The organism is Mesorhizobium sp. RCAM 05104, assembly GCF_059683645.1.
On the sequence record NZ_CM185033.1, the window covers coordinates 1,020,970 to 1,044,318 of the forward strand.

At 63.6% G+C, this 23,349-nt stretch carries 23 protein-coding genes and 1 pseudogene; 8 read left to right on the forward strand and 16 right to left on the reverse strand.

Annotation, left to right across the window (positions count from 1 at the left end):
* Nucleotides 1-52 precede the first annotated feature (52 nt).
* On the reverse strand, nucleotides 53-559 hold the full coding sequence (locus AC56QP_RS05445; RefSeq protein ID WP_489860613.1) for an OsmC family protein: 507 nt from the start codon (nucleotides 557-559) through the stop codon (nucleotides 53-55).
* Nucleotides 560-798: 239 nt separating this feature from the next.
* Between AC56QP_RS05445 and AC56QP_RS05450 the strand changes: the two genes are divergently transcribed.
* Together AC56QP_RS05450 and AC56QP_RS05455 are read left to right on the forward strand one after the other, a co-directional pair.
* Entirely contained in the window at nucleotides 799-1,686 is an 888-nt protein-coding gene (locus tag AC56QP_RS05450) for a DMT family transporter (protein ID WP_489860612.1), read from the forward strand.
* 60 nt (nucleotides 1,687-1,746) lie between these two features.
* Nucleotides 1,747-2,652, forward strand: coding sequence for a DMT family transporter (locus AC56QP_RS05455; RefSeq protein ID WP_489860611.1), 906 nt, complete (start codon nucleotides 1,747-1,749; stop codon nucleotides 2,650-2,652).
* A gap of 164 nt (nucleotides 2,653-2,816) precedes the next feature.
* On the opposite strand, the gene AC56QP_RS05460 is transcribed toward AC56QP_RS05455, so the two are convergent.
* On the reverse strand, nucleotides 2,817-3,680 hold the full coding sequence (locus tag AC56QP_RS05460; protein WP_489860610.1) for a LysR substrate-binding domain-containing protein: 864 nt from the start codon (nucleotides 3,678-3,680) through the stop codon (nucleotides 2,817-2,819).
* A gap of 113 nt (nucleotides 3,681-3,793) precedes the next feature.
* Between AC56QP_RS05460 and AC56QP_RS05465 the strand changes: the two genes are divergently transcribed.
* Both AC56QP_RS05465 and AC56QP_RS05470 read left to right on the forward strand, forming a co-directional pair.
* Nucleotides 3,794-4,201, forward strand: a complete 408-nt coding sequence (locus tag AC56QP_RS05465) for a tautomerase family protein (RefSeq protein ID WP_489860609.1) — start codon at nucleotides 3,794-3,796, stop codon at nucleotides 4,199-4,201.
* Nucleotides 4,202-4,333: 132 nt separating this feature from the next.
* Nucleotides 4,334-6,556, forward strand: a complete 2,223-nt coding sequence (locus tag AC56QP_RS05470; RefSeq protein ID WP_489860608.1) for an AMP-binding protein — start codon at nucleotides 4,334-4,336, stop codon at nucleotides 6,554-6,556.
* 27 nt (nucleotides 6,557-6,583) lie between these two features.
* Here the strand turns inward: AC56QP_RS05470 and AC56QP_RS05475 are convergent, their stop codons facing one another.
* Both AC56QP_RS05475 and AC56QP_RS05480 read right to left on the reverse strand, forming a co-directional pair.
* A complete protein-coding gene (locus tag AC56QP_RS05475; RefSeq protein ID WP_489860607.1) occupies nucleotides 6,584-7,402 on the reverse strand; it encodes a CDP-alcohol phosphatidyltransferase family protein in 819 nt (272 codons plus the stop codon).
* 20 nt (nucleotides 7,403-7,422) lie between these two features.
* Nucleotides 7,423-8,103: pseudogene (locus AC56QP_RS05480) on the reverse strand (phosphatidylserine decarboxylase); the annotation flags it as partial.
* Nucleotides 8,104-8,341: 238 nt separating this feature from the next.
* Between AC56QP_RS05480 and AC56QP_RS05485 the strand changes: the two are divergent.
* On the forward strand, nucleotides 8,342-9,016 hold the full coding sequence (locus tag AC56QP_RS05485; protein ID WP_489860606.1) for a lysozyme inhibitor LprI family protein: 675 nt from the start codon (nucleotides 8,342-8,344) through the stop codon (nucleotides 9,014-9,016).
* Nucleotides 9,017-9,120: 104 nt separating this feature from the next.
* On the opposite strand, the gene AC56QP_RS05490 is transcribed toward AC56QP_RS05485, so the two are convergent.
* From AC56QP_RS05490 to AC56QP_RS05510, 5 genes are all read right to left on the reverse strand, one after another.
* Entirely contained in the window at nucleotides 9,121-10,377 is a 1,257-nt protein-coding gene (locus AC56QP_RS05490) for a DMP19 family protein (protein WP_489860605.1), read from the reverse strand.
* A 147-nt stretch (nucleotides 10,378-10,524) separates the two neighbouring features.
* Entirely contained in the window at nucleotides 10,525-10,872 is a 348-nt protein-coding gene (locus AC56QP_RS05495; RefSeq protein WP_489860604.1) for an antibiotic biosynthesis monooxygenase family protein, read from the reverse strand.
* Between the two features lie 110 nt (nucleotides 10,873-10,982).
* The gene (locus AC56QP_RS05500) at nucleotides 10,983-12,863 is read right to left on the reverse strand and encodes an ABCB family ABC transporter ATP-binding protein/permease (RefSeq protein ID WP_489860603.1); all 1,881 of its coding nucleotides are present in this window, start codon (nucleotides 12,861-12,863) and stop codon (nucleotides 10,983-10,985) included.
* Nucleotides 12,864-12,886: 23 nt separating this feature from the next.
* Nucleotides 12,887-13,234 (reverse strand): ArsR/SmtB family transcription factor, encoded by a 348-nt coding sequence (locus AC56QP_RS05505; RefSeq protein WP_489860602.1) that lies wholly within the window; start codon nucleotides 13,232-13,234, stop codon nucleotides 12,887-12,889.
* Nucleotides 13,235-13,376: 142 nt separating this feature from the next.
* Complete coding sequence (locus AC56QP_RS05510) at nucleotides 13,377-14,909, reverse strand: LysM peptidoglycan-binding domain-containing protein (protein WP_497100641.1); 1,533 nt, start codon at nucleotides 14,907-14,909, stop codon at nucleotides 13,377-13,379.
* A 114-nt stretch (nucleotides 14,910-15,023) separates the two neighbouring features.
* Between AC56QP_RS05510 and AC56QP_RS05515 the strand changes: the two genes are divergently transcribed.
* Nucleotides 15,024-15,635, forward strand: coding sequence for an LOG family protein (locus AC56QP_RS05515; RefSeq protein WP_489860601.1), 612 nt, complete (start codon nucleotides 15,024-15,026; stop codon nucleotides 15,633-15,635).
* Here AC56QP_RS05515 and AC56QP_RS05520 read toward each other — a convergent pair.
* Nucleotides 15,632-16,543 carry a LysR substrate-binding domain-containing protein gene (locus AC56QP_RS05520; RefSeq protein WP_489860600.1) on the reverse strand — a complete coding sequence of 304 codons (912 nt, stop codon included), beginning with the start codon at nucleotides 16,541-16,543 and terminating at the stop codon, nucleotides 15,632-15,634. The genes AC56QP_RS05515 and AC56QP_RS05520 overlap by 4 nt on opposite strands.
* 109 nt (nucleotides 16,544-16,652) lie before the next feature.
* Here AC56QP_RS05520 and AC56QP_RS05525 point away from each other — a divergent pair, with 109 nt between their 5' ends.
* Complete coding sequence (locus AC56QP_RS05525) at nucleotides 16,653-16,943, forward strand: hypothetical protein (protein ID WP_489860599.1); 291 nt, start codon at nucleotides 16,653-16,655, stop codon at nucleotides 16,941-16,943.
* 171 nt (nucleotides 16,944-17,114) lie between these two features.
* Complete coding sequence (locus tag AC56QP_RS05530; RefSeq protein WP_489860598.1) at nucleotides 17,115-18,110, forward strand: transporter; 996 nt, start codon at nucleotides 17,115-17,117, stop codon at nucleotides 18,108-18,110.
* Nucleotides 18,111-18,114: 4 nt separating this feature from the next.
* Here the strand turns inward: AC56QP_RS05530 and AC56QP_RS05535 are convergent, their stop codons facing one another.
* From AC56QP_RS05535 to AC56QP_RS05560, 6 genes are all read right to left on the reverse strand, one after another.
* The gene (locus AC56QP_RS05535; RefSeq protein WP_489860597.1) at nucleotides 18,115-18,798 is read right to left on the reverse strand and encodes a glutathione S-transferase family protein; all 684 of its coding nucleotides are present in this window, start codon (nucleotides 18,796-18,798) and stop codon (nucleotides 18,115-18,117) included.
* Between the two features lie 10 nt (nucleotides 18,799-18,808).
* Nucleotides 18,809-19,726, reverse strand: a complete 918-nt coding sequence (gene rarD / locus AC56QP_RS05540) for an EamA family transporter RarD (RefSeq protein WP_489860596.1) — start codon at nucleotides 19,724-19,726, stop codon at nucleotides 18,809-18,811.
* 83 nt (nucleotides 19,727-19,809) lie between these two features.
* Nucleotides 19,810-21,432 carry a citramalate synthase gene (gene cimA / locus AC56QP_RS05545; protein WP_489860595.1) on the reverse strand — a complete coding sequence of 541 codons (1,623 nt, stop codon included), beginning with the start codon at nucleotides 21,430-21,432 and terminating at the stop codon, nucleotides 19,810-19,812.
* The gene (gene pip / locus AC56QP_RS05550) at nucleotides 21,429-22,385 is read right to left on the reverse strand and encodes a prolyl aminopeptidase (RefSeq protein ID WP_489860594.1); all 957 of its coding nucleotides are present in this window, start codon (nucleotides 22,383-22,385) and stop codon (nucleotides 21,429-21,431) included. The genes cimA and pip overlap by 4 nt, the downstream gene beginning before the upstream one ends.
* Complete coding sequence (locus AC56QP_RS05555) at nucleotides 22,382-22,858, reverse strand: GFA family protein (RefSeq protein ID WP_489860593.1); 477 nt, start codon at nucleotides 22,856-22,858, stop codon at nucleotides 22,382-22,384. Before AC56QP_RS05555 ends, pip begins: the two co-directional genes overlap by 4 nt.
* Nucleotides 22,855-23,346 (reverse strand): GFA family protein, encoded by a 492-nt coding sequence (locus AC56QP_RS05560; RefSeq protein ID WP_489860592.1) that lies wholly within the window; start codon nucleotides 23,344-23,346, stop codon nucleotides 22,855-22,857. The genes AC56QP_RS05555 and AC56QP_RS05560 overlap by 4 nt, the downstream gene beginning before the upstream one ends.
* Nucleotides 23,347-23,349 lie beyond the last annotated feature (3 nt).

Below are 23,349 nucleotides of genomic sequence, written 5' to 3' on the forward strand. Positions count from 1 at the left end.
CCAGCACGGCGCTGTAAACCGCCTATCTCCCCCAAAGGGGGAGTAGGCATCATCAGCGACGTGCACTCACCGTCAGCTCCGGCTTCTGGTTGATGGTCTGGAATACCACGCAATAGCGCTCGGTCAGTTTCAGCAGCGACTCTATCCGCTCCTGCGGTTCATCCGTGTCGAGACTGAAATTCAGCCGGATGGCGCGAAAGCCGACCGGCGCATCCTTGGCGACACCGAGCGTGCCGCGAAAATCAAGGTCGCCTTCGGCCTCCACCGTGGCGGCGCCGAGCTTGAATTCAAGCGCCGTCGCCACCGCCTTGAGCGTCACCCCGGCGCAAGCCACCAACGCTTCCAGCAACATGTCGCCGGAGCAGAGCTCGAGCCCTGAGCCGCCGGTTGCCGGATGCAGGCCGGCGATGGCGATCGCCCTGCCCGTCTCCACCTTGCAGGCAACCGATTGGTCGTCGACCGACCCTTTGGCGCGCAGCGTGATCAGCGCGCGCGAAGCGTCGTCGCGATATGCCTGCTTCAGCGGCGCCTGCATGGCCTTCAGTTCGGTTGCGTCCATGTGCGCTCCCCCTTTCGCTTTTGTGGCCGACCGTGGGCGTGGCTCTGTCAGATATAAGTGCCGATCGCTTCCTGGAAGCAAGATTGGCATTCCCTGCCCCAACGCAAGCACGGGGGTGGCGTAGCGCCGCGCCTACTTTCACCCGTATAGAGGACGGCATCGTGGTCTGACTTTTCAGAGCCCTCGTGTCGCTCCACACAGCATTTCCGTCACCCTCCGCAACGTCGGTCCCGCGCCTTATGGCCAATATCGCCATTCTCGAAACTCGCGAAAGGGTTCTCGCCGGAATCCTGCTGACCGGCGCGGCCTATTTCCTGTTTTCGACGCAGGACGCCTCGATCAAGCTGCTGGTAGCCGGAATGAGCGTCTGGCAGATCATGTTCTTCCGCAGCATCACCATCCTCGGCGCCTGCGCGGCGATCGGCGGACGACAGCTGTTTGCCGATACAGTGCGCTCGCCGATCGTGCGGCCGATGCTGGTGCGCAGCGCCTTCACGCTCGCCGCCTGGCTCTGCTACTACAACGCTGCCCGCAGCCTGCAGCTCGCCGAACTGACCACCGTCTATTACGCGGCTCCGATCATCGTTACCGTGCTTTCGGTGGCGATGCTCGGCGAAAAGGTGCCCTTGCTGCGCTGGTTCGCCGTGCTGATCGGCTTTGCCGGCGTCTTCGTCGCTTGCGATCCCACCCATCTCGGCCTGTCCGTGCCGGTGCTTCAGGTGCTGGCCGCAGCTGTTTTGTGGGGCATTGCCATCGTGCTGCTGCGCAAGACCGCCCTTGCGGAGCGTTCGCTGATCCAGCTGCTCCTCAACAATTTCTACTTCCTGGTGTTTTCGGCGGTGCCGGGCCTGCTGTGGTGGCACACACCGGACGGGGCCCAGTTGCTGCTCCTTGCAAGCGTCGGCGCGCTCGGCGGCCTCGCGCAATATCTTCTCTTCGAAGGCATGAAGCGAACGCCAGCCTCGATCCTCGCACCCCTCGAATACACCTCGCTGTTGTGGGCGTTCGCGCTCGGCTTTGCGATCTGGGGCGACGTGCCGCGCCGCGAAGTGTTCTTCGGCGCCGCCCTTATCGTCGCCGCCGGCCTGCTGATCGTGGGTGGCGAGCATTTCCGCAAACGGCTTTGATGCGCACGGCCATCACAGCTGACACTACGATGTCAGGACCGAGCGGCGTAGGCTGGCTGTATGACTGACATCGCAGCCACCACCGAAACCGCGGAACGCACGCTCGGCATCATCCTGGTGTCCTCATCGGCGGCTGTGTTCGGCCTGACTGGCGTGCTGACCAAATCGATCCATGCCGACCCGCTGACCATCATCTGCTGGCGCGGCTTTGTCGGCTCGATCCTGATCAGCCTCTATGTGCTGTGGCGACGCCACCGCTCCGGCGGGCGCGAGAGCCTGCGGCTTGGCTGGCGCGGCTGGCTGCTGGCGGTAGAGGGCGCGCTGGCCAGCATTGCCTTCATCTCCGCGTTCAAGTTCACCTTCGTCGCCAATGTCGCGATCATCTACGCCACCGCGCCTTTCGTCACCGCGCTGCTGGCCTGGGTCCTGACACGTGAACCCTTCCGCCTGCAGACGATGGTCGCGGCAGCCGTGTCGCTGTGCGGCGTGGCGATCATGGTCTGGTCCGGCTTCGGCACCGGCAATCTGTTCGGCGACGGGCTGGCACTGCTGATGACCATCGGCAGCGCCCTCTACATGATCATGGTGCGCGCCTTCCGCGACACGCCCGTGGTGTGGGCCGGTGCCGTGTCGGCCTTCCTGCTGTTCGTGCTTGGCTGGTTCGTCACCGATCCGCTGGCGGTTTCACCAAGGGATGCCGTTCTGCTCGTCACCTTCGGCGCGTCCTTCGCGCTGTCCTCGATCCTGTGGACGGAAGGCGCGCGGCTTATCCCGGCGGCTGAATCCGGACTGCTCGGCTCGGCCGAAGTGCCGTTCGCGATCCTGTTTGCCTTCCTGTTTCTGGGCGAGATTGCGCCGGCAGCCGGCATGATCGGCGGCGCCATTGTGCTCGCCGCCGTGTTTGCCCATGCCGGTCGCGACTGGCTGGCGGCGCGCTCGCAACGCATGGGGTCAAATATCTCTTAAATAATGGCGCAGTCACGGAACCATCATCGGGGTCAGGCATTATTAATGCGACGGGCCACCCCAAGTCCCCCCAAACCCCTCGGCCCGTCCTACTTTCAAGCCGACCGCAAGGTCGGCTTTTTCTTTGCCGATGAATCCCGCCGCAGGACCGGACCTGCACCGATTCAACCACGGAGCCCGGGCAGAGCCAGGTTGCCGCTGAGCAGTGCCGCCAGATCACGGGCGGGACCCTCGGCACCAGTGCGCAGCCGAATGGCGAACTCAGCCGTCGGCACCCGCGGCAGGCCAAGCTCGCGCGGGGCCTCGACAATGCCGGAATGGGCAAAGCGTGCCGTGCGCAGCGTCAGCGCAACACCGGCATTCACGGCCGTGCGCAGGCCAGCCAGGCTGGCGCTGCCGGCAGCGATACGGTAACGGCGACCGGCCGCATCGAGCGCGGCGATCGCCGCTTCGCGAAAGCCGCAATACGGATCGAGCAGCGCCAGCGGCAATTCTTCCTGCCGCGAGGCCAGCCCCTTTTGTGAACACAGCCATATCATCGGCTCGCGCAGGATGCCGATTTCGTCCGGCATAGCGGCCTGGCGCATGACGATCGCCAGATCGAGGCTGCCAGACCGCAGTGCCTGTGCCAGCTCGGTGGAGCGGCCGACACGCAATTCGATCCCGACGCGCGGATGACTGACGGCGAAGGCGCGCAACAGGTCGGGCAAGCCACTATCGGCGAAGTCCTGCGTCGTGCCGATGGCGACGCGTCCCGCAGCCCGCGCTCCCTTCATGGCCAGCCACGCCTCGCGATGCGCCGCCAGGATACGCCTGGCATGACCGACAAGGTTCTCGCCGGCGGGCGTCAGGCCGCGCCCTCTGCCTTGCGGCGCCAGAAGCGGCTCGCCGACGATCTCCTCGAGCCGTTGCATCTGTGCGGTCACCGCCGAGGGAGAACGGCCGACGCTCGATGCCGCCTGCGCCAGCGAGCCGCTGTCAACGAAAGCGAGGAAGGTCCTGAGCAGGTCGGGATCAAGGGTTTCCATAATTCGATATTATCGAATCTTTTGTTTTAAACAATTCGATTTTATTGATCCTTTGATGATGGCATGGTCCTCCCGCCGGCCATCGGACGCCGCTCGAGCCAAGGAGAAGAAAAATGCCCATCATCAACGTCAACGTCACCGGCAAGCCCGACGCCGCGCTGTCCGCCAGGATTGCCAGGGAGGTGACCGAGATCACTGCCACTCAGCTGCGCAAGGATCCGACGATCACCGCGGTTGCCATATCCTACATCGATCCACAGCAGTGGTTCGCCGGTGGCAGGTCGCTGGCCGAGCACGGGACCAATACATTCTGGCTGGACATCAAGGTGGTCGACGGCACCAACACCAAGCTCGAACTGGAGGCCTATCTCAAGGAGATCTTCGCCGCCTTCGGCCGCCTGCTGGGCAGCGTGCACGAGGAGAGCTATGCCTTCGTGCATGAAGTGCCGGCCGCCGCCTACGGCTATGGCGGCAAGACACAGGAGTTTCGTTTTATCAGCGGGCGGTTGAAGGCGGCGTGAGCCGCGGTTCTCCTTCTCCCTTCGTGGGAGAAGGAATAAGCTTCGCATTGACCTTGCTCCTACATCGTCTAGGTTCTGGCCAAAGCGGCCGCGAAAGAGCCGCGATGCTAAGATCGTTGGGAGAGATGCGGCATGATCCTGACACTGGCGCTGCTCGCGGGTCTCGTTTTGGCCTGGCTGCTTATCGGCGTGGTGGAAAAGTTCCGCCTCGGCCTGCGCTTCACCCAGGCGCTGCTCTATGTGCCGTTCAAGCTCGCTTACCGGATCGCCGACGACCGCATCGGGATCGCCCGCAAGGCGCAGGTCCCTGTCATCTACGTCATCTCGCATCAATCGCGCTTCGAGCCGGCATTGATGCTGTCGCTGCTGCCGGACGACACGCTGCATATCCTCGACGAGGTCTCGGCGCGCTCGCCTTGGCTCGAACCCTGGCGCGAGCTTGGCCGCACCATCGCCTTCAATGCCGAACATGTCTTCGTCAGCCGCCGGCTGGTGCGGGTACTGAAGGGCAAGGGCCGGCTCGCCGTCTATCTGCCGGATGCGGTCGAGCCTGACGTCAAGACATTCCGGCTATTTCGCGCGGTCACCCGAATCGCCATGCAGGCCGACGCCCGCATCGTGCCGATCTTCGTCGCCGGCGCGCGCAGCCTGCCGGTTTCGCTGACGCCGGCGGACAAGGCACCCAGGCACTGGTTTCCGCAGCTGTCGATCAGCGTGCTTGAGCCGATGACCATCGCCGAACTGGTGGCGCGAAACCCGGACCAGACTTCGAACACCAATGCGCTGTTCGATCGTATCGCCGAGGCCCGGCTTTTCGGCACCGACCTCGATCGTGGCCTGTTTCTGGCCATGCGCGATGCCGCCGACCGCGTGGGAGCCTCGCATCACATCATCGAGGATGTCATCTCGGGCGCGATGAGCTACCGCAAGATGTTCATCGGCGCGCGGGTCCTGGGCAAACGCTTCGAGGCGGTCACGGCGCCGGGTGAAGCGGTCGGGCTGATGCTGCCCAACGCCAATGGCGTCGTGCTGTCACTTACCGGCCTTCTGTCGGCTGGCCGGTTGGCGGCGATGATCAACTACACGGCCGGGCCGGCCAGCGTCACCGCCGCCGTACGCACAACGATGATCCGTACCGTCATCTCCTCCCGCGCCTTCGTCGAGAAGGCAGGCCTCGCCGATATCGTCGCGGCGGCCGAAAAGGGTGGCGCCACGTTCCTATGGCTGGAGGATGTGCGCAAAAGCGTCACCGCGCTGGACAAGCTTGCAGCCGCTTTGCTGTGGCGCTGGCCGCTGCAGCGGCAGGATGCGGCCAAGCCAGCGCTGATCCTGTTCACATCCGGGTCAGAAGGCACACCGAAAGCGGTGGTGCTGTCGCACAGGAACCTGCTCGCGAACGCCATGCAGGCCGAGGCCCGCATCACCATCTCGCCGTCCGACATCCTGCTCAACGTGCTGCCGGTGTTCCACTCTTTCGGCATGACGGGTGGCACCATCCTGCCTTTGGTCACCGGCGTAAAACTGTTCCTCTACCCTTCGCCGCTGCACTACAAGATCATCCCCGAGATCGCGCGCAAGGTGAAACCGACCATCATGTTCGGCACCGACACCTTCCTCGCCAACTACGCGCGCACCGCCAAGGACGGCGACTTTTCCAGCCTGCGTTTCATCGTCGCCGGCGCCGAGGCGGTGAAGCCTGAAACCCGCCGCGTCTATCGCGAGCGCTTCCAGGCCGAGATCATCGAAGGTTTCGGGTTGACCGAAGCCGCACCCGTGGTTGCCGTCAACACCGCGATCCATGGCCGCGACGGCACGGTCGGGCGGCTTTTGCCAGCGATGCGCATGAAGCTGGAGCCAGTCGAAGGCATCAGCGACGCCGGCCAATTGTGGCTCGACGGACCGAATCTGATGATGGGTTACATGACCGCGAACCGCGCCGGTGAGCTGCAGCCATTGACCGGCTGGCTTGACACCGGCGACATCGTGGCCGTCGACCGCGAAGGCTTCATCACCATTCGCGGCCGCGCCAAACGCTTCGCCAAGATCGCTGGCGAGATGGTGTCTCTGGGTGCGGTCGAGATTCTGGTACAGTCGCTATGGCCGGAGGAGCGCCATGCGGCGGTGGCGGTGCCGGACAAGAGGCGTGGCGAGCGCATCGTGCTGGTCACCACCGCCGACGATGCCAATCCAGACGAATTGCGCAAGTTCGGCAAACAGGCGGGTGCCGCCGAGCTGATGGTGCCGAACGACATCATCAAGGTAGAGGAAATCCCGGTGCTGGGGTCCGGCAAGACCGACTATGTCTCGACCCGCAAGCTGGCGATCGACAGGCTGGGGCTGAGCGCGGCAGCCTGAATACGGTCAAATACTTCGCCGCCGTTCTTAACCTATGTCCGAAGGTGGCACCTTCTCGCCCTCCAGCTTGGCGCGCTTCGAATAGGCGCGCACGCTGAACGGCAGGAAGATCAGGTATCCGGCGACCGAGGCGGTCAGCGTGTACCAGGGATAGGTCATCAGAAGCAGGATGTAGAGGACGACACCAAGGATGATCGGCAACACCCTGTCGCCCGGAATTCTCAGGCTCTTGCCGGAATAGACCGGCAGTCGGCTGACCAGCAGGAAGGCGACCAGGATGGTGAAGCCGGTGGCGATGAAGGCCGCTGGACGACTGGGCTCCAGCCCCGTGCGCAGGAAATAGAGATAGAGCGGCAGCATCACCAGCACGGCTCCCGCCGGCGCCGGCACCCCGACGAAATATTCCGACTGCCATAGGGGGCGATCGGCCTTCTCGTCGTCGAGAACGTTGAAACGCGCGAGCCGCAGCCCGCAAGCGATCGCAAACAAAAGCGCCGCGATCCAGCCCGGCGAGCCGGCGCGGTCGAGCAGGAAGGCATAGAGCACCAGAGCTGGCGCAACGCCGAAATTGACGATGTCGGCCAGCGAATCCATCTGGGCGCCGAATTTCGAGGTCGCTTTCAGCATCCGCGCCAGGCGGCCGTCAATGCCGTCGAGGAAGGCGGCCAGCAGCACCATCACCACCGCCGGCTCGAAGCGGCCTTCGAAGCCGAAGCGGATGCCGGACAGGCCCGCGCAGATGGCAAGCACGGTGACGAGGTTGGGCAACACCATGCGCATCGGAATCTCGCGGATGCGCGGACCGCCGCTGGCATGGGCCTCGAACTTCTTGTATTGCGTGCCCACGGCTCAAGAAATCCGCACGAGGGGGTGCCAGCGACACCGCCGAATTCGGCCAGCACGGTTTCGCCGCCGACCGCCGTCTGGCCAACCGCCACGCGCGGCGTGGCGGCCAGGGGTAGGAACACGTCGACGCGCGAGCCGAAGCGGATCAGGCCGAAACGCTCGCCGATGGCGATCGTGCCGCCGGCCTCCGCCCAGCAGACGATGCGGCGCGCCACCAGGCCGGCGATCTGAACGGCGGCGACCGTGCCGTTGGGACTCTCGATGACCAGGCCGTTGCGCTCGTTCTCGGTGCTCGCCTTGTCGAGTTCGGCATTGAGGAACTTTCCCGGCCGATGCTCGATCTTGGCGATGCGGCCACGCACCGGGGCGCGGTTCACATGGCAGGAAAACACGTTCATGAACACCGAGATGCGGGTCATCTCGACATTGCCGAGGCCGAGTTCGCGCGGCGGCACGGCCGGTCCTACCGCCGAGATGATGCCATCGGCGGGGCTGACCACCAGGCGGTCATCGACGGGGGTGACGCGCTCGGGATCGCGGAAGAAGTAGACGCACCAGGCCGTCAGGATAAGGCCGATCCAGAACAGGACCGAGGAGAAATAGCCGAGGAAAAGCGTTGCCGCGCCAAAGGCCGCGATGAAGGGATAGCCTTCGCGATGGATCGGTACGAACGCGTTCTTGACCGTATCGACAAGGCTCATCGGGTATAAACGGGCTCCGTTTCAGGTCGGGCCTCAATAGACCAAAGCCCCCTTCGCCGCAACGCAACAATGGGCCGTGCGGGCCTGCCGTGTCCGGATAGCCGGGCGCTCCGCGTTTCGTGAAGTCGCGCCCGGCTTGCGTGCCCATGCCATTGCCGTCAGAATTCCGGCCTGGGCGGGAAAAAACCTGATGAAAAGCCGGGAATCCGCGGGCCGCGTTCTGTATCCGGCGTTGGTCTTGGCCATTTTGCCGGCACTGCCCGGTCATGCGCTGGCGCAGAGCAAGCCATCCTTCGACTGCGCCAAGGCGGCCAGTGTGGCGGAAAAGGCCATCTGCGCCGACCCTGCTTTGGCGCAGGCCGATGCCGATGTGGCGAAGAACTACGCGGCGGTGCTGAAGACGCTCGACTCACACGCGGGCAAGGCCTTGCGGGACGACCAGAGCGATTTCATCGCATATCGCGACCAGATCGCCGGCTTCAACGAGAACACGCCCAAGGATCAGCAGACTTTCGATCTCGGCGAATTCCTGCGCGACCGCGCCACCTTCCTCACCGGCATCCGCAAACCGGCTGACGCCGGTTTCATTGGCCCATGGAGCAGCGTCCGCGGCGGGGTCGAAATCAAGGCGGCGGGCGCCGGCAAGCTGGACGTGTCGGAAGACGTCGCCAACCCCGTCACCGGCGGCGGCGAGTGCGACATCGACGGCACAGTTAAAATCGGCAAGAATCTGCGGCTGGTCGACACCGACGACAATGATAAGCCGACCGGCTTTGTCTTCGCCTTCCGCCGCGTCGGCGATGCGCTGGTCGTCGAGCAGAGCGGCACCGGCAAGGGCGATATGTCGGAGCCACCATCTTGTGGCGCCAACGGGCATGCCGACGGGATTTTCTTCCTGACCGCGCGACAGTAGAGCGGCTGTAGGAATAACCGCCGCATATGCCTCGGTAGCGGAAAGGTCCTGCCTGCAACGAACAAATGGGTTAAGGCGGGCGGACATGTAAACGCGAACCGGACCTAACCCGCAGCAGCGGAGCGATCAAAGTGCGCGTCGAGTTCAGCAATCGTAGTCTCGGCGAGCTTTTCGTAATCCTCACCACGTAAGAGCGCACTGCCATTCGGCGAAGACAGGGAGAGGAAGGTCCGGTCAGACGCCTGCACCACCCAATTCACCACTGGCCCTTCCGCCGTTTGCACCACTGAGTTAGCTGAAACGACGGCACCCAGCGGATCGACGCCGGCCTTGCGCAGCAGAAGGTCGACAGCGACCGGGGCATGATTTTGTTCAGACAGTTGGATTACCGTCTCAATCTCCGCCTCCTCCGCGCGTCCAAGCCGCATCCCGACCCTCGGTGCATTGGCACCCAACAAGCTGTCACCTGGGCGTGTGACCGGAGGATCGTCAGCGGAGATATATTCGTAAACGGTAACGTGTGCCTTTGTTGCGGCGCATAATCGGGGCTCTTCGGCACTGGTACGCAGATGGAAGACCATTTGCTTTTCGCCTTCGACATCCAGGATTCTTGCCATCCCCAGCGCCAGCTTGATCTCCGATGGCGACGCCTTAGCGCAGGCGAGGCCGGCACCGACGTCACGCTGGCTCAACATCTGGCTCACCAGTTTGCTGACCGACTCATGAAGAAGCCTACTTTCACGCTGGGGGTTGGCCATAACGAGTCGGTCGATCGTATCGTCGTAGTTGTCATCATCGACAATCTGCAGATCGGCCCAAGACGTGATCCAGCGCGCGAGCAAATCCTCCATCGGCGCGGCTTCATCCGCTTCGTAGAATGCGTCATCGAGCGTATCCAGGAAATCGTCGCGGCCACCCTCGAAGCCCGTTTGTTTCGCTGCTTCATCAGGATTCCGGGCAACCCAAGCTGACATCTTTTCCAAGGTCGCCAACTGCCTCGTTGCCCCGCAAGCGCTGAGTCCGGCTCTGGCGTTGGCAATCGTGGTGTCGATTTCCCTGCCCGCATTGTGGATAAACTGACTGTGGCCGCCGTTCTTTACCTCCGAGGAGTACCAGTCCGCATGAAAGACCTGCATCGCCTTGGGGTTGATCTCCGGATGGCGGTAGAGCCCTTTGGAAACGATCGTCACCGCGAATTGCATGACAGCTAAGACGAGATCAAAAGGCTTTTCACTAGCCTTCTCGATCTTCGAACGAGGCACCGTGATTAGAGGTACGAGGAGATTGACCCCTTTATCTTCGGAAGCGGGCGGTGTCTTCTCGGACGCCCCTTTGGACTTGCGCGAGAAAAAGCCAAACATCGAAATGTTTCCGTAATTCAAAAATCGGTTGTTATTGCCTAGACAATATCAGTTGTCGTTGAGGATAAAAGCCCCAGTTCATCTATCGGGATAGAATGGGGGCGCCCGCGCCAGACAGACGCTGGGCGTCGTTGCGCTGAATGAGCGTTAAAGTTCCGGCACGCGCTGATAGTTGGCAATGTCGGCTCGCACCCCGAGCCGGGCGATCGTCTCCTGCGGGTTGAAGGCAACGCGCTCGTGCGCGGCCTTGACGATCGGCACCACCTTGTCGACGGCCGCCTGGCTTTCCCATTCGACTATCGTCACGAGGTTGAACTCGCCCGGGCCAGAGAATTGCTCAAGCAGGAAATCCTGCACGAACCCTTGCTGCACGCGCAGCAATTCATGCGTTGCCCTGACCTTGGCGAGTATCTCTTCGCGGGCGGCGGCGGGGACGACGAACTTGTCCACCCTGAACACGCTGCCGCCATCAACGTTCTGATTTATCTTGCTCATATCGATTGTTCCGTTCTTGAACGATGCTTCTTGCCGGGCTCCAAGAACGGCCTACAATCTCAACTTAAGTTGAGGTCAAGCGGAAAAAATCGGTTTGCCATGCTGAGCCTTCAATTCACCTCGGACGTGCGGCGACGAACGATGACGCCAAGCTCGTCGCCCTCGCGGGCGATGCGCAGCCGCTCCTCGGCCTCGGTCGCCTCGCGCTGGCGGTCCCACATCGAGGCATAGAGGCCATGCCTGCGCATCAGCTCGGCATGGGTGCCGCGCTCGGCGATCTGACCATCCTGCAGCACGATGATCTCGTCGGCGGAAATCACTGTCGACAGCCGGTGGGCGATGACGATGGTGGTGCGGCCGCGGCTGACCAGATCGAGCGCGGCCTGGATCTCCTGCTCGGTGTGGCTGTCCAGCGCCGACGTCGCTTCATCGAGCATCAGGATCGGTGGCGCCTTCAAGATGGTGCGGGCGATCGCCACGCGCTGCTTCTCGCCGCCGGAGAGCTTCAACCCACGTTCGCCGACCATCGACTTGTAGCCATCGGGCAGCCGCTCGATGAACGGGCCGATCTGGGCAAGTTCGGCCGCCTTGCGCATATCCTCCTCGCTGGCGCCGATGCGGCCATAGCGAATGTTGTAGGCGATGGTGTCGTTGAACAGCACGGTGTCCTGCGGCACCATGCCGATCGCTCCGCGCAGGCTTTCCTGTGTCACGTCCCTGATATCCTGGCCGTCGATCAACACCTGGCCGCCCTGGACGTCGTAGAAGCGGAACAGAAGCCGCGAGATCGTCGACTTGCCGGCACCGGACGGCCCGACAATGGCGACCGTCTTGCCGGCCGGCACCTCGAAGCTGATGCCCTTCAGGATCTTGCGGTTCGGGTCATAGGAGAAATGCACGTCGCGGAACTCGACCGTGCCGGCGCTGACGGCGAGCGGCTTGGCATCCGGTTTGTCGACGATCTCCTGCGGCACATCGAGCAGATCGAACATCTGCTCGATATCGGTCAGCCCCTGGCGGATTTCGCGATAGATGAAGCCGATGAAATTGAGTGGCACAGACAGCTGCATCAGCATGGCGTTGATGAAGACGAAGTCGCCGACCGTCTGTGTGCCGGCCTGCACCTCCAGCGCCGACATGCACATGACGATGACAGTGCCGGCGCCGAAGATGATGCCCTGGCCGAAGTTCAGCCAGCCGAGCGAGGTCCAGATCCTGGTCGCGGCAATCTCGTAGCGCGCCATCGAGCGGTCGAAGCGCTCGGCTTCCATGCCTTCGTTGTTGAAGTATTTGACCGTCTCGTAGTTGAGCAACGAGTCGATCGCCTTGGTGTTGGCGTCGGTGTCGCTGTCGTTCATGTCGCGGCGGATCGAGATGCGCCAGTCGCTGGCGCGCACCGTGAACCAGACATAGACCCAGACGGTGACCGCGACGACGACGACATATTTCCAGCCATAGGTGTAGGCGAAGATGCCGGTGGTCAGCGCGAATTCGAGGATGGTCGGCGCCGTGTTGAGCATGATGAAGCGCACGATCGTCTCGATGCCCTTGGTGCCGCGCTCGATGATGCGCGACAGGCCGCCGGTGCGGCGCTCCAGGTGAAAGCGCAGCGACAGTTGATGCATGTGGACGAAGGTGCGGAAGGCAAGCTGGCGCACGGCATATTGGCCGACGCGGGCAAACAGCGCGTCACGCAGTTGGTTGAAGCCAAGCTGCACCAGACGCACGACATTGTAGGCGACGACCAGCATCACCGGCGCCAGCAGGAAGGAAGGCAGCGGCGGCACCGATCTGGCATCGCCAGCCAGCGCGTCGGTCGCCCATTTGAAGAAATAGGGGCCGGCGACGAGCGTCAACTTGGCGACGACCAGCAACAGCGTCGCCCAGGTTACCCGCGCCCTCAGATCGGCGCGATCCGCCGGCCACATGTAGGGCCACAGGTTGAGCAGCGTCTTGAAGGTCGAGGAGTCGGAGACGGTTTTTTCGGCCATTCTTTGTGCCTTCTTCTTATCTTTTAGCGGCCGGAGCAGCAGGACGTGACGAGCGCGCTCAGTGATGCGGAGACATCGGCGAGCGCGGCGCGGTCGACCGCGTAGCGCGAGCGCTGGCGGTCGGGTTCGAAGCGGACCAAGCCGGCCTCGACAAGGATTTTCAGATGCTGGGAAACCGTGGACTGAGCCAGATCGAGACGGTCGACGACCTCGCGGCAGCAGCAGGAGTTGCTGGCCGACAGATGTTTGAGGATTTCGATGCGCGCCGGGTGCGAAAGTGCCGCCAGCCGGGTGGCGATAGCGCGGCTGTCCACGGCGGGGCTTTCCGGCGCGCGCCAGCTTCCGCCTGCTTCAACGAGGGATTCGGTCATCGTCCATCGGCGATAAACGATGACCAGCCCTACGGCAAGCTGCGCTTATGGGCAGCGGCCGAGGGGATTGATACGTCGCATGTCGTTGCGGCAAGAACCGCGGCCCCTCGGATCAAGTCCGAGCGGCTGCTTGCTCAATGCATCAGTTTGTCTTGGCTGGCGCGGTCGTTGCCTGCTCGCCCATCGCCTTGAGGTCGGCGGCTTCGCCTTCCTTCGACTTTTCAGGCACCTTGAACACCTGCCCTGGCCAGATGCGGTCAGGATCGCTGATCTGGTCCTGGTTGGCGAGATAGATGGTCGAATAGCGCACGCCATGGCCGTAGACGCGCCGCGAAATCCGCCACAGCGTGTCGTGGCGGCGGATGATGATGGCGCCGTTGGCATGTTCGAGCTTGGGCGCCACGGTTTCGGGTACATCGCTTGGCGGCGTGGCCGCAGCGACGGCGGGCGCTTCGGCGGCGGGAGCCGGCGTCGCTGATGACGCGGCTGGTGCGGGCTCGGCCGGAGCAGCCGCGACTGCAGGGGCTGGCGCGGCGGGCGCTTCGGCGGCAGCTGGAGCCGCCGCCTTTGCTTCGGCGGGCTTGGGCTCCGCAGGCGCCACGGCGGCGATCGCTTCACCCGGTTCGCGCTCGAACGGTACGGCGGCGCGGGCCACCACCTTCACGCCATCGGCGTCGAGACCATCGACATGGATGGTGTAGCTGCCAACCGGAATGTCGCGCGTCGCCTCGACGAGGAAGTGACCGTCCGGCGACGTCTGCGCATCACCGAGCAGGATATCGTTGGCATAGGCCCGCACCTTGCGGCCGGCATCCGCGAGACCGGCAACAAAGATCTTGTTGCCGTCGATCTCGACCGCCTCGACGACGATCTTGGGCTCGGCAACTGGTGCGGCGGGCGGCGTTGCCGGTGCCGCCGGAGCAGGTGCTGCTTCCGCCACGGCCGGCGCTGGCGCCGCCGGGGCGGCTGGTGCCGGGGCTGTAGCCGCTGGCGCTTCGGCTGCCGGAGCGGCAGCCTGGTCACCGGCGGCCGGTGCGGCCGGCTTTGTCTCGGGCGCCGGAACCGTGAGCAGTTCAGCCGGCTTGCCCGGCTCCTCGACCATGGCCAACACCTGGCCGGCCGCATTCGCGGGGACCGAGACGACAGCGGTCTGCGCCGAGGCGGTCACGACATCGCTGGTGGTCGAGCGCAGCGCAATTGTGTAGTCGCCGGGCTTCAGCGGATCGTCGAGCACGATGACAAAGGCGCCATCGGGACCGGCGACCGTCGAACCGAGCACGGTCGTGCCGTTGAGGATCTCCACCTTCGAGTTGGGCGCCGCATTGCCGGCGACGACGATCGAGCCGTTGCTCTCGACACGCACGACATCGAAAGTCGGTGCAACCGGACCAGTCGTGGCGGGCGCGGCCGGTGCCACCGCCTCCGTTGCCGGTGCGGCCGGGGCCGTCGCCTCGGGTGCGGCGGCGGGAGCGGCCGGCACCGACGCCGGCGGCAGCCGCGCTTCCGTGCCGGGATCAGCCGGTTTCGGCGCCGCGGGCGGCGTCAACGCCGCCACTTCCGCCGGGGGTGTGCGATTGAGATACGGGTCGAGTGCGCCCGATACATAGGCGGTTCCTACGGCCGCGACGGTCCCACCCGCCGCGAACAAGAACGCCTTCAGTGGATTAATTGCCATATTTCCCTACCCCTTAGCCACCTAATGCCGGTCTAACCTGTTTTGCCATGACCGACAAGAAAAAGCCCGCCCTGGGCTTGACCACGCTTTCAGACACAATCACCAATCATCGGCATGAACACGATTCGATCCGTCTGTGTCTATTGCGGCTCGTCTCCGGGCCGCGATGAAATCTACGCCAAGGCCGGACACCTGCTCGGGCGCTCGATTGCGCGAGCCGGCCTCAGGCTGATCTATGGCGGCGGCACCAAAGGCATCATGGGCGCCGTCGCCGAAGGCGCGCTCAAGGCCGGCGGCAAGGTGACGGGCATCATTCCGCGCTTCCTGATCAACAGGGAAGCAACCGAAAGCGCGCTTGATCGGCTCGATGAACTCGTGATCACCGACAACATGCACGAGCGCAAACACAGGATGTTCGAGAAATCCGACGCCTTTGTGGCGTTGCCGGGCGGCATCGGCACGGTCGAGGAGATCGTCGAGATCATGACCTGGGCGCAGCTCGGCCATCACCGCAAACCGATCGTCTTCGGCAATGTTGGTGGATTCTGGGATCCGATGCTGGCTTTGCTCGACCACATGACTGCCGAGGGCTTCATCCATACCGCACAACGGGTCAAGCCGCTGGTCGTCAACGACCCCGAGGCGATCGTCGCCGCCATCATGGTGGCCGGCTCGTCTGTCGACGCGCCGACCGAGGGCGTGCAGTCGGTGATCGACAAGCTCTAAGCCGGATCTGGCTGCGCGGCTCGATTGTCCGCTGCTTGCCGCCGCAAGCCGGCGATCACCGCACGGCGGTCATGGCGCCGCCAGGCGAGATGGATCGAAACCGTGCGTTCGAACCATGGCAGGTCGCGAAACACGATCCGTGGCGGGGCGGCGGCACGCAGGCTGGATTGCACGGTCGCCAGGCCAAGGCCGGCGCTGACCAGACCGAGCGAGGTCAGCGGGTCAGCGGTCTCATAGGCGATGTCGGGGAGAAAGCCGGCCTTGGCACAGGCGGCGAGGAACTGGCCACGGTTGGTATCGTCAGGCTGGCGCACGACAGTGATCCAGGTGCGGCCGTCGAGGTGGCGCGGTCCGATGTCCGACAACAGAGCAAGCGGATCATCCTCGGGGATGGCCAGCACCAGCGGCTCATGGCGCAGCGCCATGGCCGTGACATCAGGATCATCGTCAGCGGGCGGCGAATAGACGAAGCCCAGGTCCAGTGATCGCTGCCGCAGCCCCTCCAACTGCGCCGCCGAACGCAGGCTTCTCAACTGAAGATGAAAATCCGGCCGGTCGCGACGGAACTGGCGCAGCATCCCGGCGACAAGCCCGGCATGCACGGCCCCCTCGACATAGCCGATGGCGAGACGGCCGACGGCGCCGCTGGCCAGGTTGCGGCCGAACTCCTCCAATCGTCGCGCATTGGACAGCAGTGTGCGAGCTTCAGCGAGGAAGGCGCGGCCTTCGGCGTTGAGATGAACCCGTTGCTTCGCCCTTTCAAACAGAGCGACGCCGAGCTGCTCCTCGAGCTGCATGATCTGCCGGCTGAGCGGCGATTGCGAAATATGCAGGATTTCAGCGGCGCGGCCGACACTGCCGGTTTCGGCGACGGTGACGAAATAGCGGAGTTGCCGCAAGTCGAACATTTCTCTCCGAGGCTTCAGCCCTGAAAGGTCTCAACTTTATCCTAATCAGTCTTGGACAGTCTGACCAGCCAAAAGCGATAGTCGGCCATCCCAACCAAAGGAGACCGCCATGCAGTTCTTTGCCCTTCTCACCCGCAACACCGAAAAGTTCAGCGATGCCGATTTCGCCCCGCTGCTGCCTGGCGAGGCCGAGCAACGCCGCACGCTCTACGCCGAAGGCGCGGTGCGCCAGGTCTGGAACCGTGGCGACATTCCGGGCAGCGGCATGATGTTCGAGGCCGGCAGCGATGCCGACGTGCGCGGCCACCTCGGCACTCTGCCGCTGGTCAAGGCCGGCATGATGGACATTGCCGCGATCGTGCCGCTCAACCCCTATCCAGGCTTCGGCCCGAAGCGCTGAGCGGCAAAAGGCGAGTGGCGGCGCATGGCGGTGCCATTCGCATGCTGTTCGACTGACTGTGATCGGCTGTCAAGAAACCGTCACACGAAACCGGCTTCACCCGTGCTAGAAATCGCGGTCAGGCGGGCGCCATGCGGCGTCAGTTCGAAACCTGCATCTGGCACCACGCCCATGAATATCGCTCTCGCCCCGGAAGGCACCGACCTTTCGCCTTACCTGCCCGACGAGCATGGGCTGTTCTTCAGCTATCATTTCACCGCCGAAGGCATGCGAACCAGGGACCCCGCGCAGGCGCGCTGGACATGGCGCAGCTATCAGATCACCGACTTGCATGCCCGTCAGGAGATCGGCGCCGAAAAGGCTATGCCGAGGCCGGTGCGCGAGGCAATCCTTGCCCCAAGTCATGGCTGCCACATCGACTACGAGGACGGCTGGCTCTATGGCGATCTGCCGGACCTCAGGCACGATTTTTCTGAGGCGCGCGGGCTCGTTCATTTCCGCTTCGCCTTCAACGATACGATGCTGATCGGCGCCCGCAAGCAGCCGCTGGAATCTGTCGACGCCGTCCGCAAGGCGGTGGAGAATGGATCGCGGAAATTCCGCTCGCCGGCGGAACTGATCGAGGCGGTCATGGGCCAGTCGCTTGACGGCATGTCGGGCGAACTGGGCAAGCTGGGCGACATGCTCGACGGCATCGAGGACCGTGTCGTGCGCGATGCATGGCACAATGAGCGGCAAGCGCTGGTCGAGGCGCGCCGACAGTTGGTGGTGATCCATCGGCAGATGGCGACACTCACGAACCTGTTTCGCCATCTCGACCATTCGCATCGCGACGAGTTGCCTGACCCGATTAAAGACATGGCGGCCAGGCTCTCGCACCGGGCGCATACTCTCTATCATGACGGCGAGCAGTTGCAGGCGCGCACAAGGCTGTTGCAGGACGAACTGATGGCCAAGCTGACCATGCAGTCGAACCAGTTGCTCTATGTTCTCTCTGTCATGACCGCCGTGCTGCTGCCGATGACCATCATCTCCGGCCTGTTCGGCATGAATGTCGGCGGGCTGCCGCTTGTCGACACGCCAATGGGTTTCTGGGTGGTGACGGCGGTCTCACTTGCTATCGCTGCCATAACCTACCTGTTCGTCCGACGCCTCGGGCGACTATAAGCGGTCAAACGGCGCGAAAATCCTCGACGATGGTGCCCGCTGCCGCGACTTCCGCTTCGTGGTCGGGCTCACGCCAGGTCTCGGCAAGGCCTGCCGCGTACCATTCGCGCATTGCAGGCAAGGCAAGCAATCGCTCCGGATAGGTGGCGGCGGCCCCCTCGAAAGAGAGCCCATAGGACTGGGCCCGAAACGCCACCGGGGCAAAGAAGGCGTCGACGGCGGTGAAATGGGCGCCGGCGAGAAACGGTCCACCGAAACGGGCAAGGCCATCGTTCCACAAATCGCCGAGGCGAAAGAGATCCTGCTTCAGCGCAGCGGACATCGGAAACGGTTTGACGCGCAGGCCGCAACTCATCGGACAGGCGCCGCGCAGCGCGGTGAAACTCGAATGCATTTCGGCGGCGGCCGAGCGCGCCCAGGCGCGCGCCCTGGCCTCGACGGGCCACACACCATGATGGCGCTCCGCCAGATATTCGGCAATGGCAAGCGAATCCCAGACCGCCCAGCCATCGTCGATCAGACACGGCACCCGGCCGCTGGGCGAGAAAGGCCGGTAGAGATCCCAACTCGATCCGGTCGGAAACGGCACCAGCCGCTCCTCGAACGAAATATCTAGGTTTCGCATCAATACCCATGGCCGCAGCGACCACGAGGAATAATTCTTGTTGGCGATATGCAGCAGGTACATCGAAAAATCCTTACCGGGCAGCCGCCCTTCGCGCTGTCGTCAACATCGACCAGGAATAGATCGCCAGTGCCGCCCAGATCAGGGCAAAGGCGACGGCCTGGGTGGTGCCGAAAGGCTCATCGAAAATCAGAACGGCGATCAGGAACACCATGGTCGGCGCGATATACTGCATGATGCCGATGGTGGAGAGGCGCAGCAACTTGGCGCCGAAGGCGAACAACAAAAGCGGCACCGATGTGACCGGACCGCAGCCGATCAGCAGCGCCGTATCGACGCCACTGCTGGATACGATGTGGTCCTGCCCCGTCGCGATTAGGTAGGCGATGTAGCCGAGCGCCGGCACCGAAAGCAAAAGCACTTCGAGCAAAAAGCCCTGGCTCGGGCCGATCGGCAGCGTCTTGCGGAAGAAGCCGTAGGCGGCGAAGGAAAAAGCCAGCGCCAGCGATACCCAGGGCAGCTTGCCGCCTTCGATCGTAAGTACCGTCACAGCGACGGCCGCCAGCACAACCGCCGCGATCTGCAGCCGGTCGAGACGCTCCCCAAGCAGCAGCGCGCCGACGACGACGCTGACCAGCGGATTGATGTAGTAGCCGAGCGCTGTCTCGACCGTGCGGTCGACGGCGATCGCCCAGACATAGATGCCCCAGTTGACCGAAATCAGCGCCGCCGTCAGAGCGGCCATGGCGATGGTGCGCGGTGAGCGCAATGCGGCCTTGAAGTCCGCTGTGCGGCCGGCCCAGACAAGCACGGCGGCGGCGATCGGTACCGACCAGACGATGCGGTGGGCGATGACTTCGGCGAGCGGCAGATGCGCCACGGCTTTCATGTAGAAAGGCAGCAACCCCCACAAGAGATAGGCGCCCAGCGCCAGCAGAAAGCCGCGTCGTGCCTTCGAATCCGCGTCCAGGGTCATTGCTTCAGTGGCCATGGGCCAACGCTATGGCCCAGTCACCTTGGCAAGACCATCGCAAACTTCTGATGGATCAATGGACTTTCGCTGATGGTTCAACCCTACTCGGCGGCAACAAGTCCCGCCATGTCCCGGTTCTTCATCAGCTTGTAGACGATCGAATCCATCAGCGCCTGGAACGAGGCGTCGATGATGTTCTCGGAAACGCCGACCGTCCACCAGCGTGCGCCGGTGCCGTCATGCGATTCGATCAGCACGCGGGTGATCGCCTCGGTGCCGCCATTGAGAATACGCACCTTGAAGTCGGCGAGTTCGAGATCGGCGATCTCGCTCTGGTACTTGCCGAGGTCCTTGCGCAGCGCGATGTCGAGTGCGTTGACCGGGCCATGCCCCTCGGCCACCGACATCTTCTCCTCGCCCTCGACCTGCACTTTCACGATCGCTTCGGACACTGTCTTCAACTGGCCGTTGGCGTCGAAGCGGCGCTCGACCATGCAGCGGAATGAGGTGACATGGAAGAATTCCGGCAGGCCGTGCAGCATCTTGCGCGCCAGGAGCTCGAAGGAAGCGTCCGCACCTTCATAGGCATAACCCTCGGCCTCGCGTTCCTTGACCACGGCAATCAGTGCATCGAGCCTGTGGTCGTCCTTCGGCACGTCGATGCCGCGCCGCTTCAGTTCGGCGAGGAAATTGGCCTTGCCGCCCTGGTCGGAGACCATGACACGGCGGCGATTGCCGACCGTTTCCGGGGGCACGTGCTCATAGGTCGCCGGCTCCTTGGCCAGCGCCGAGGCATGGATGCCGGCCTTGGTGGCGAAGGCCGAGGCGCCGACATAGGGTGCCTGCGCTTCCGGGGCGCGGTTCAGCAGTTCATCGAAGGCGCGCGACAGGCGCGAAATGCCGGTCAGCGCCTCGACCGAAATGCCCGTCTCGAAACGATCCGCAAAAGCCGGCTTCAGCGCCAGCGTCGGCACGATCGAGATCAAATTGGCATTGCCGCAGCGCTCGCCAATGCCGTTCAGCGTGCCCTGGATCTGGCGCACGCCGGCCTCGACCGCGGCCAGCGAATTGGCGACTGCCTGGCCGGTATCGTCATGGGCATGAATGCCGAGATTGTGGCCTGGTATCCCGGAGGCGATCACCTTCTCGACGATGGCGCGGACTTCCGAAGGCTGCGTGCCGCCATTGGTGTCGCACAGCACCACCCAGCGCGCGCCGGCGTCGTAGGCGGTCTTGGCGCAGGCCAGTGCATAGTCTGGATTGGCCTTGAAGCCGTCGAAAAAATGCTCGCAGTCGACCAATGCCTCCTTGCCGGAAGCAATCGCTGCTTCGACGGAGGCCTTTATGGCGTCGAGGTTTTCCTCATTGCTGCAGCCGAGTGCGACGCGGACATGGTAGTCCCAGCTCTTGGCGACGAAACAGATGGCATCCGACTTCGATTGCACGAGCGCTGCCAGGCCGGGGTCGTTGGACGCCGACACCCCCGCCCGCTTGGTCATGCCGAAGGCAACGAACTTGGCGCGCGCCGTGCGCTTCTGCTGGAAGAAGGCGGTATCGGTCGGGTTGGCGCCGGGATAACCGCCCTCGACATAGTCGATGCCGAATTCGTCGAGCAGCCTGGCGATGGCGATCTTGTCCTCGACCGAAAAATCGATGCCCGGCGTCTGCTGGCCATCGCGCAAAGTCGTGTCGAAGAGATAAAGGCGCTGGCGGGTCATGGTCATTTGCCCGCAAACTTGTCCGTCGCCCGGATCAGCCGGTCAAGGATGCCCGGCTCCGAATAAGCGTGGCCGGCACCTTCGATCAGGTGGAAGTCCGCCTTCGGCCAGGCCTTGTGCAGTGCCCAGGCATAGCGCGCCGGACACGGCATGTCGTAGCGGCCATGGACGATGGTGCCGGGGATATCCCCAAGCTTGAAGGCATCGCGCAGCAGCTGCCCCTCTTCCAGCCAGCCGGCATGGACGAAATAATGGTTCTCGATGCGGGCAAAGGCGACGGCGTAGTCGTCCTCACCGAATGGACTGCTGGTTTCAGGCTCCGGCAACAGCGTGATCGTCTCGCCTTCCCACAAGCTCCAGGCGCGAGCAGCCTCGATCTGCGCCTTGCGGTCGCTGCCGACCAGCCGCTTGCGGTAGGCGGCCATCATGTCACCGCGCTCGGCTTGTGGGATCGGCGCGAGGAACCGTTCCCATTTGTCCGGGAACATTTCCGAGACGCCGAACTGATAATACCATTCGAGTTCGGCACGCGTCAGCGTGTAGATGCCGCGCACCACCAGTTCGCTGACGCGATCTGGGTGGGTTTCGGCATAGACCAGCGCCAGCGTCGAACCCCAGGAGCCGCCGAACACCAGCCATTTGTCGAAGCCCGCCATCTCGCGCAAGCGCTCGATGTCGGCAACGAGATGCCAGGTCGTATTGGCCTCGAGCGATGCATTGGGCGTCGATTTCCCGCAGCCGCGCTGGTCGAACAGGATGACATCGTAGAGCTTCGGGTCGAACAGCCGCCGGTGTTTTGGCGAAATGGTGCCGCCCGGCCCGCCATGCAGGAACACCGCCGGCTTGGCGCCCTTGGTGCCGGAACGCTCCCAGTAGACCTGATGGCCGTCGCCGACATCGAGCATGCCGGAATCGAAGGCCTCGATCTCGGGATAGAGGGTACGCAATCGACTGCTCATAGTTGCAAACCCTTGGTCGGCCAGTCCGCTGTTTCATGGTCGGGGTGCTGGAAGGAGATGATCTGCTCCTGCCGGGCGTAATAATCAGGATCCTGGTGGACGGGCTGATCGAAGATCGTCTCCACCCAAGGCAGCCGCGCGGCGTAGTTGACCTGGATTCGTGGGGCGAGATCGGAGCGGTCGTCGAAGGCGCCGATGGCGATCTCGAGCCCGCCGGGCTGCCGGTAGGTCAGCGGCGTGCCGCAGCGGGCGCAGAAGCCACGATCGATGTTGACCGACGACTGGAAATAGCTCGGCTCTTCATGAGTCCATTCGACGCCATCCTTGGGCACCGTCACCAGCGCACCGAAGAACGAGCCGAACTGCTTCTGGCACATGCGGCAATGGCAGATCGAGGGACGGCCTAGCGCCCCGCGAATGCGGAAACGCACGGCACCGCACTGGCAGCCGCCGGTTCGTATTGTCTCGGTCATGACTTTTCCTCTGGCGGCCATTGTTCGGTGTCGTGGTCGGGATGCTGGTAGGAGACGAGATCGGCCAGATAGGGAGCCGACGACATGTCCGCCGTCGTGTCCTCGCCCGGCAATTGCGGGATTGTATCGACGTAGGGCAGTTTTGCCTCGATGCCCCACTGGACCAACGGCGCGATCTCCGCCGGATTGTCGAACGCGCCGATGGCAAGGCCAACACCGTCCGGCGCGGTGAAGGTCAGCGGCGTGCCGCAATTGGCGCAAAAGCCACGATCGACATGGTTGGACGAGCGGAAGTATTTCGGCTCGCCACGCGTCCAGTCGAGCTTTGCGCCGCGCACGGACACCAATGGCGCGTAAAACGAGCCGAACGCCTTCTGGCACATGCGGCAATGGCAGATCGAAGCGTCGCCAAGCGCGCCCTCGACGCGGAAGCGCACCGCACCGCACTGGCAGCCACCGGTGTAGACCGGCCGGTTGTCGAGGCTCATGAC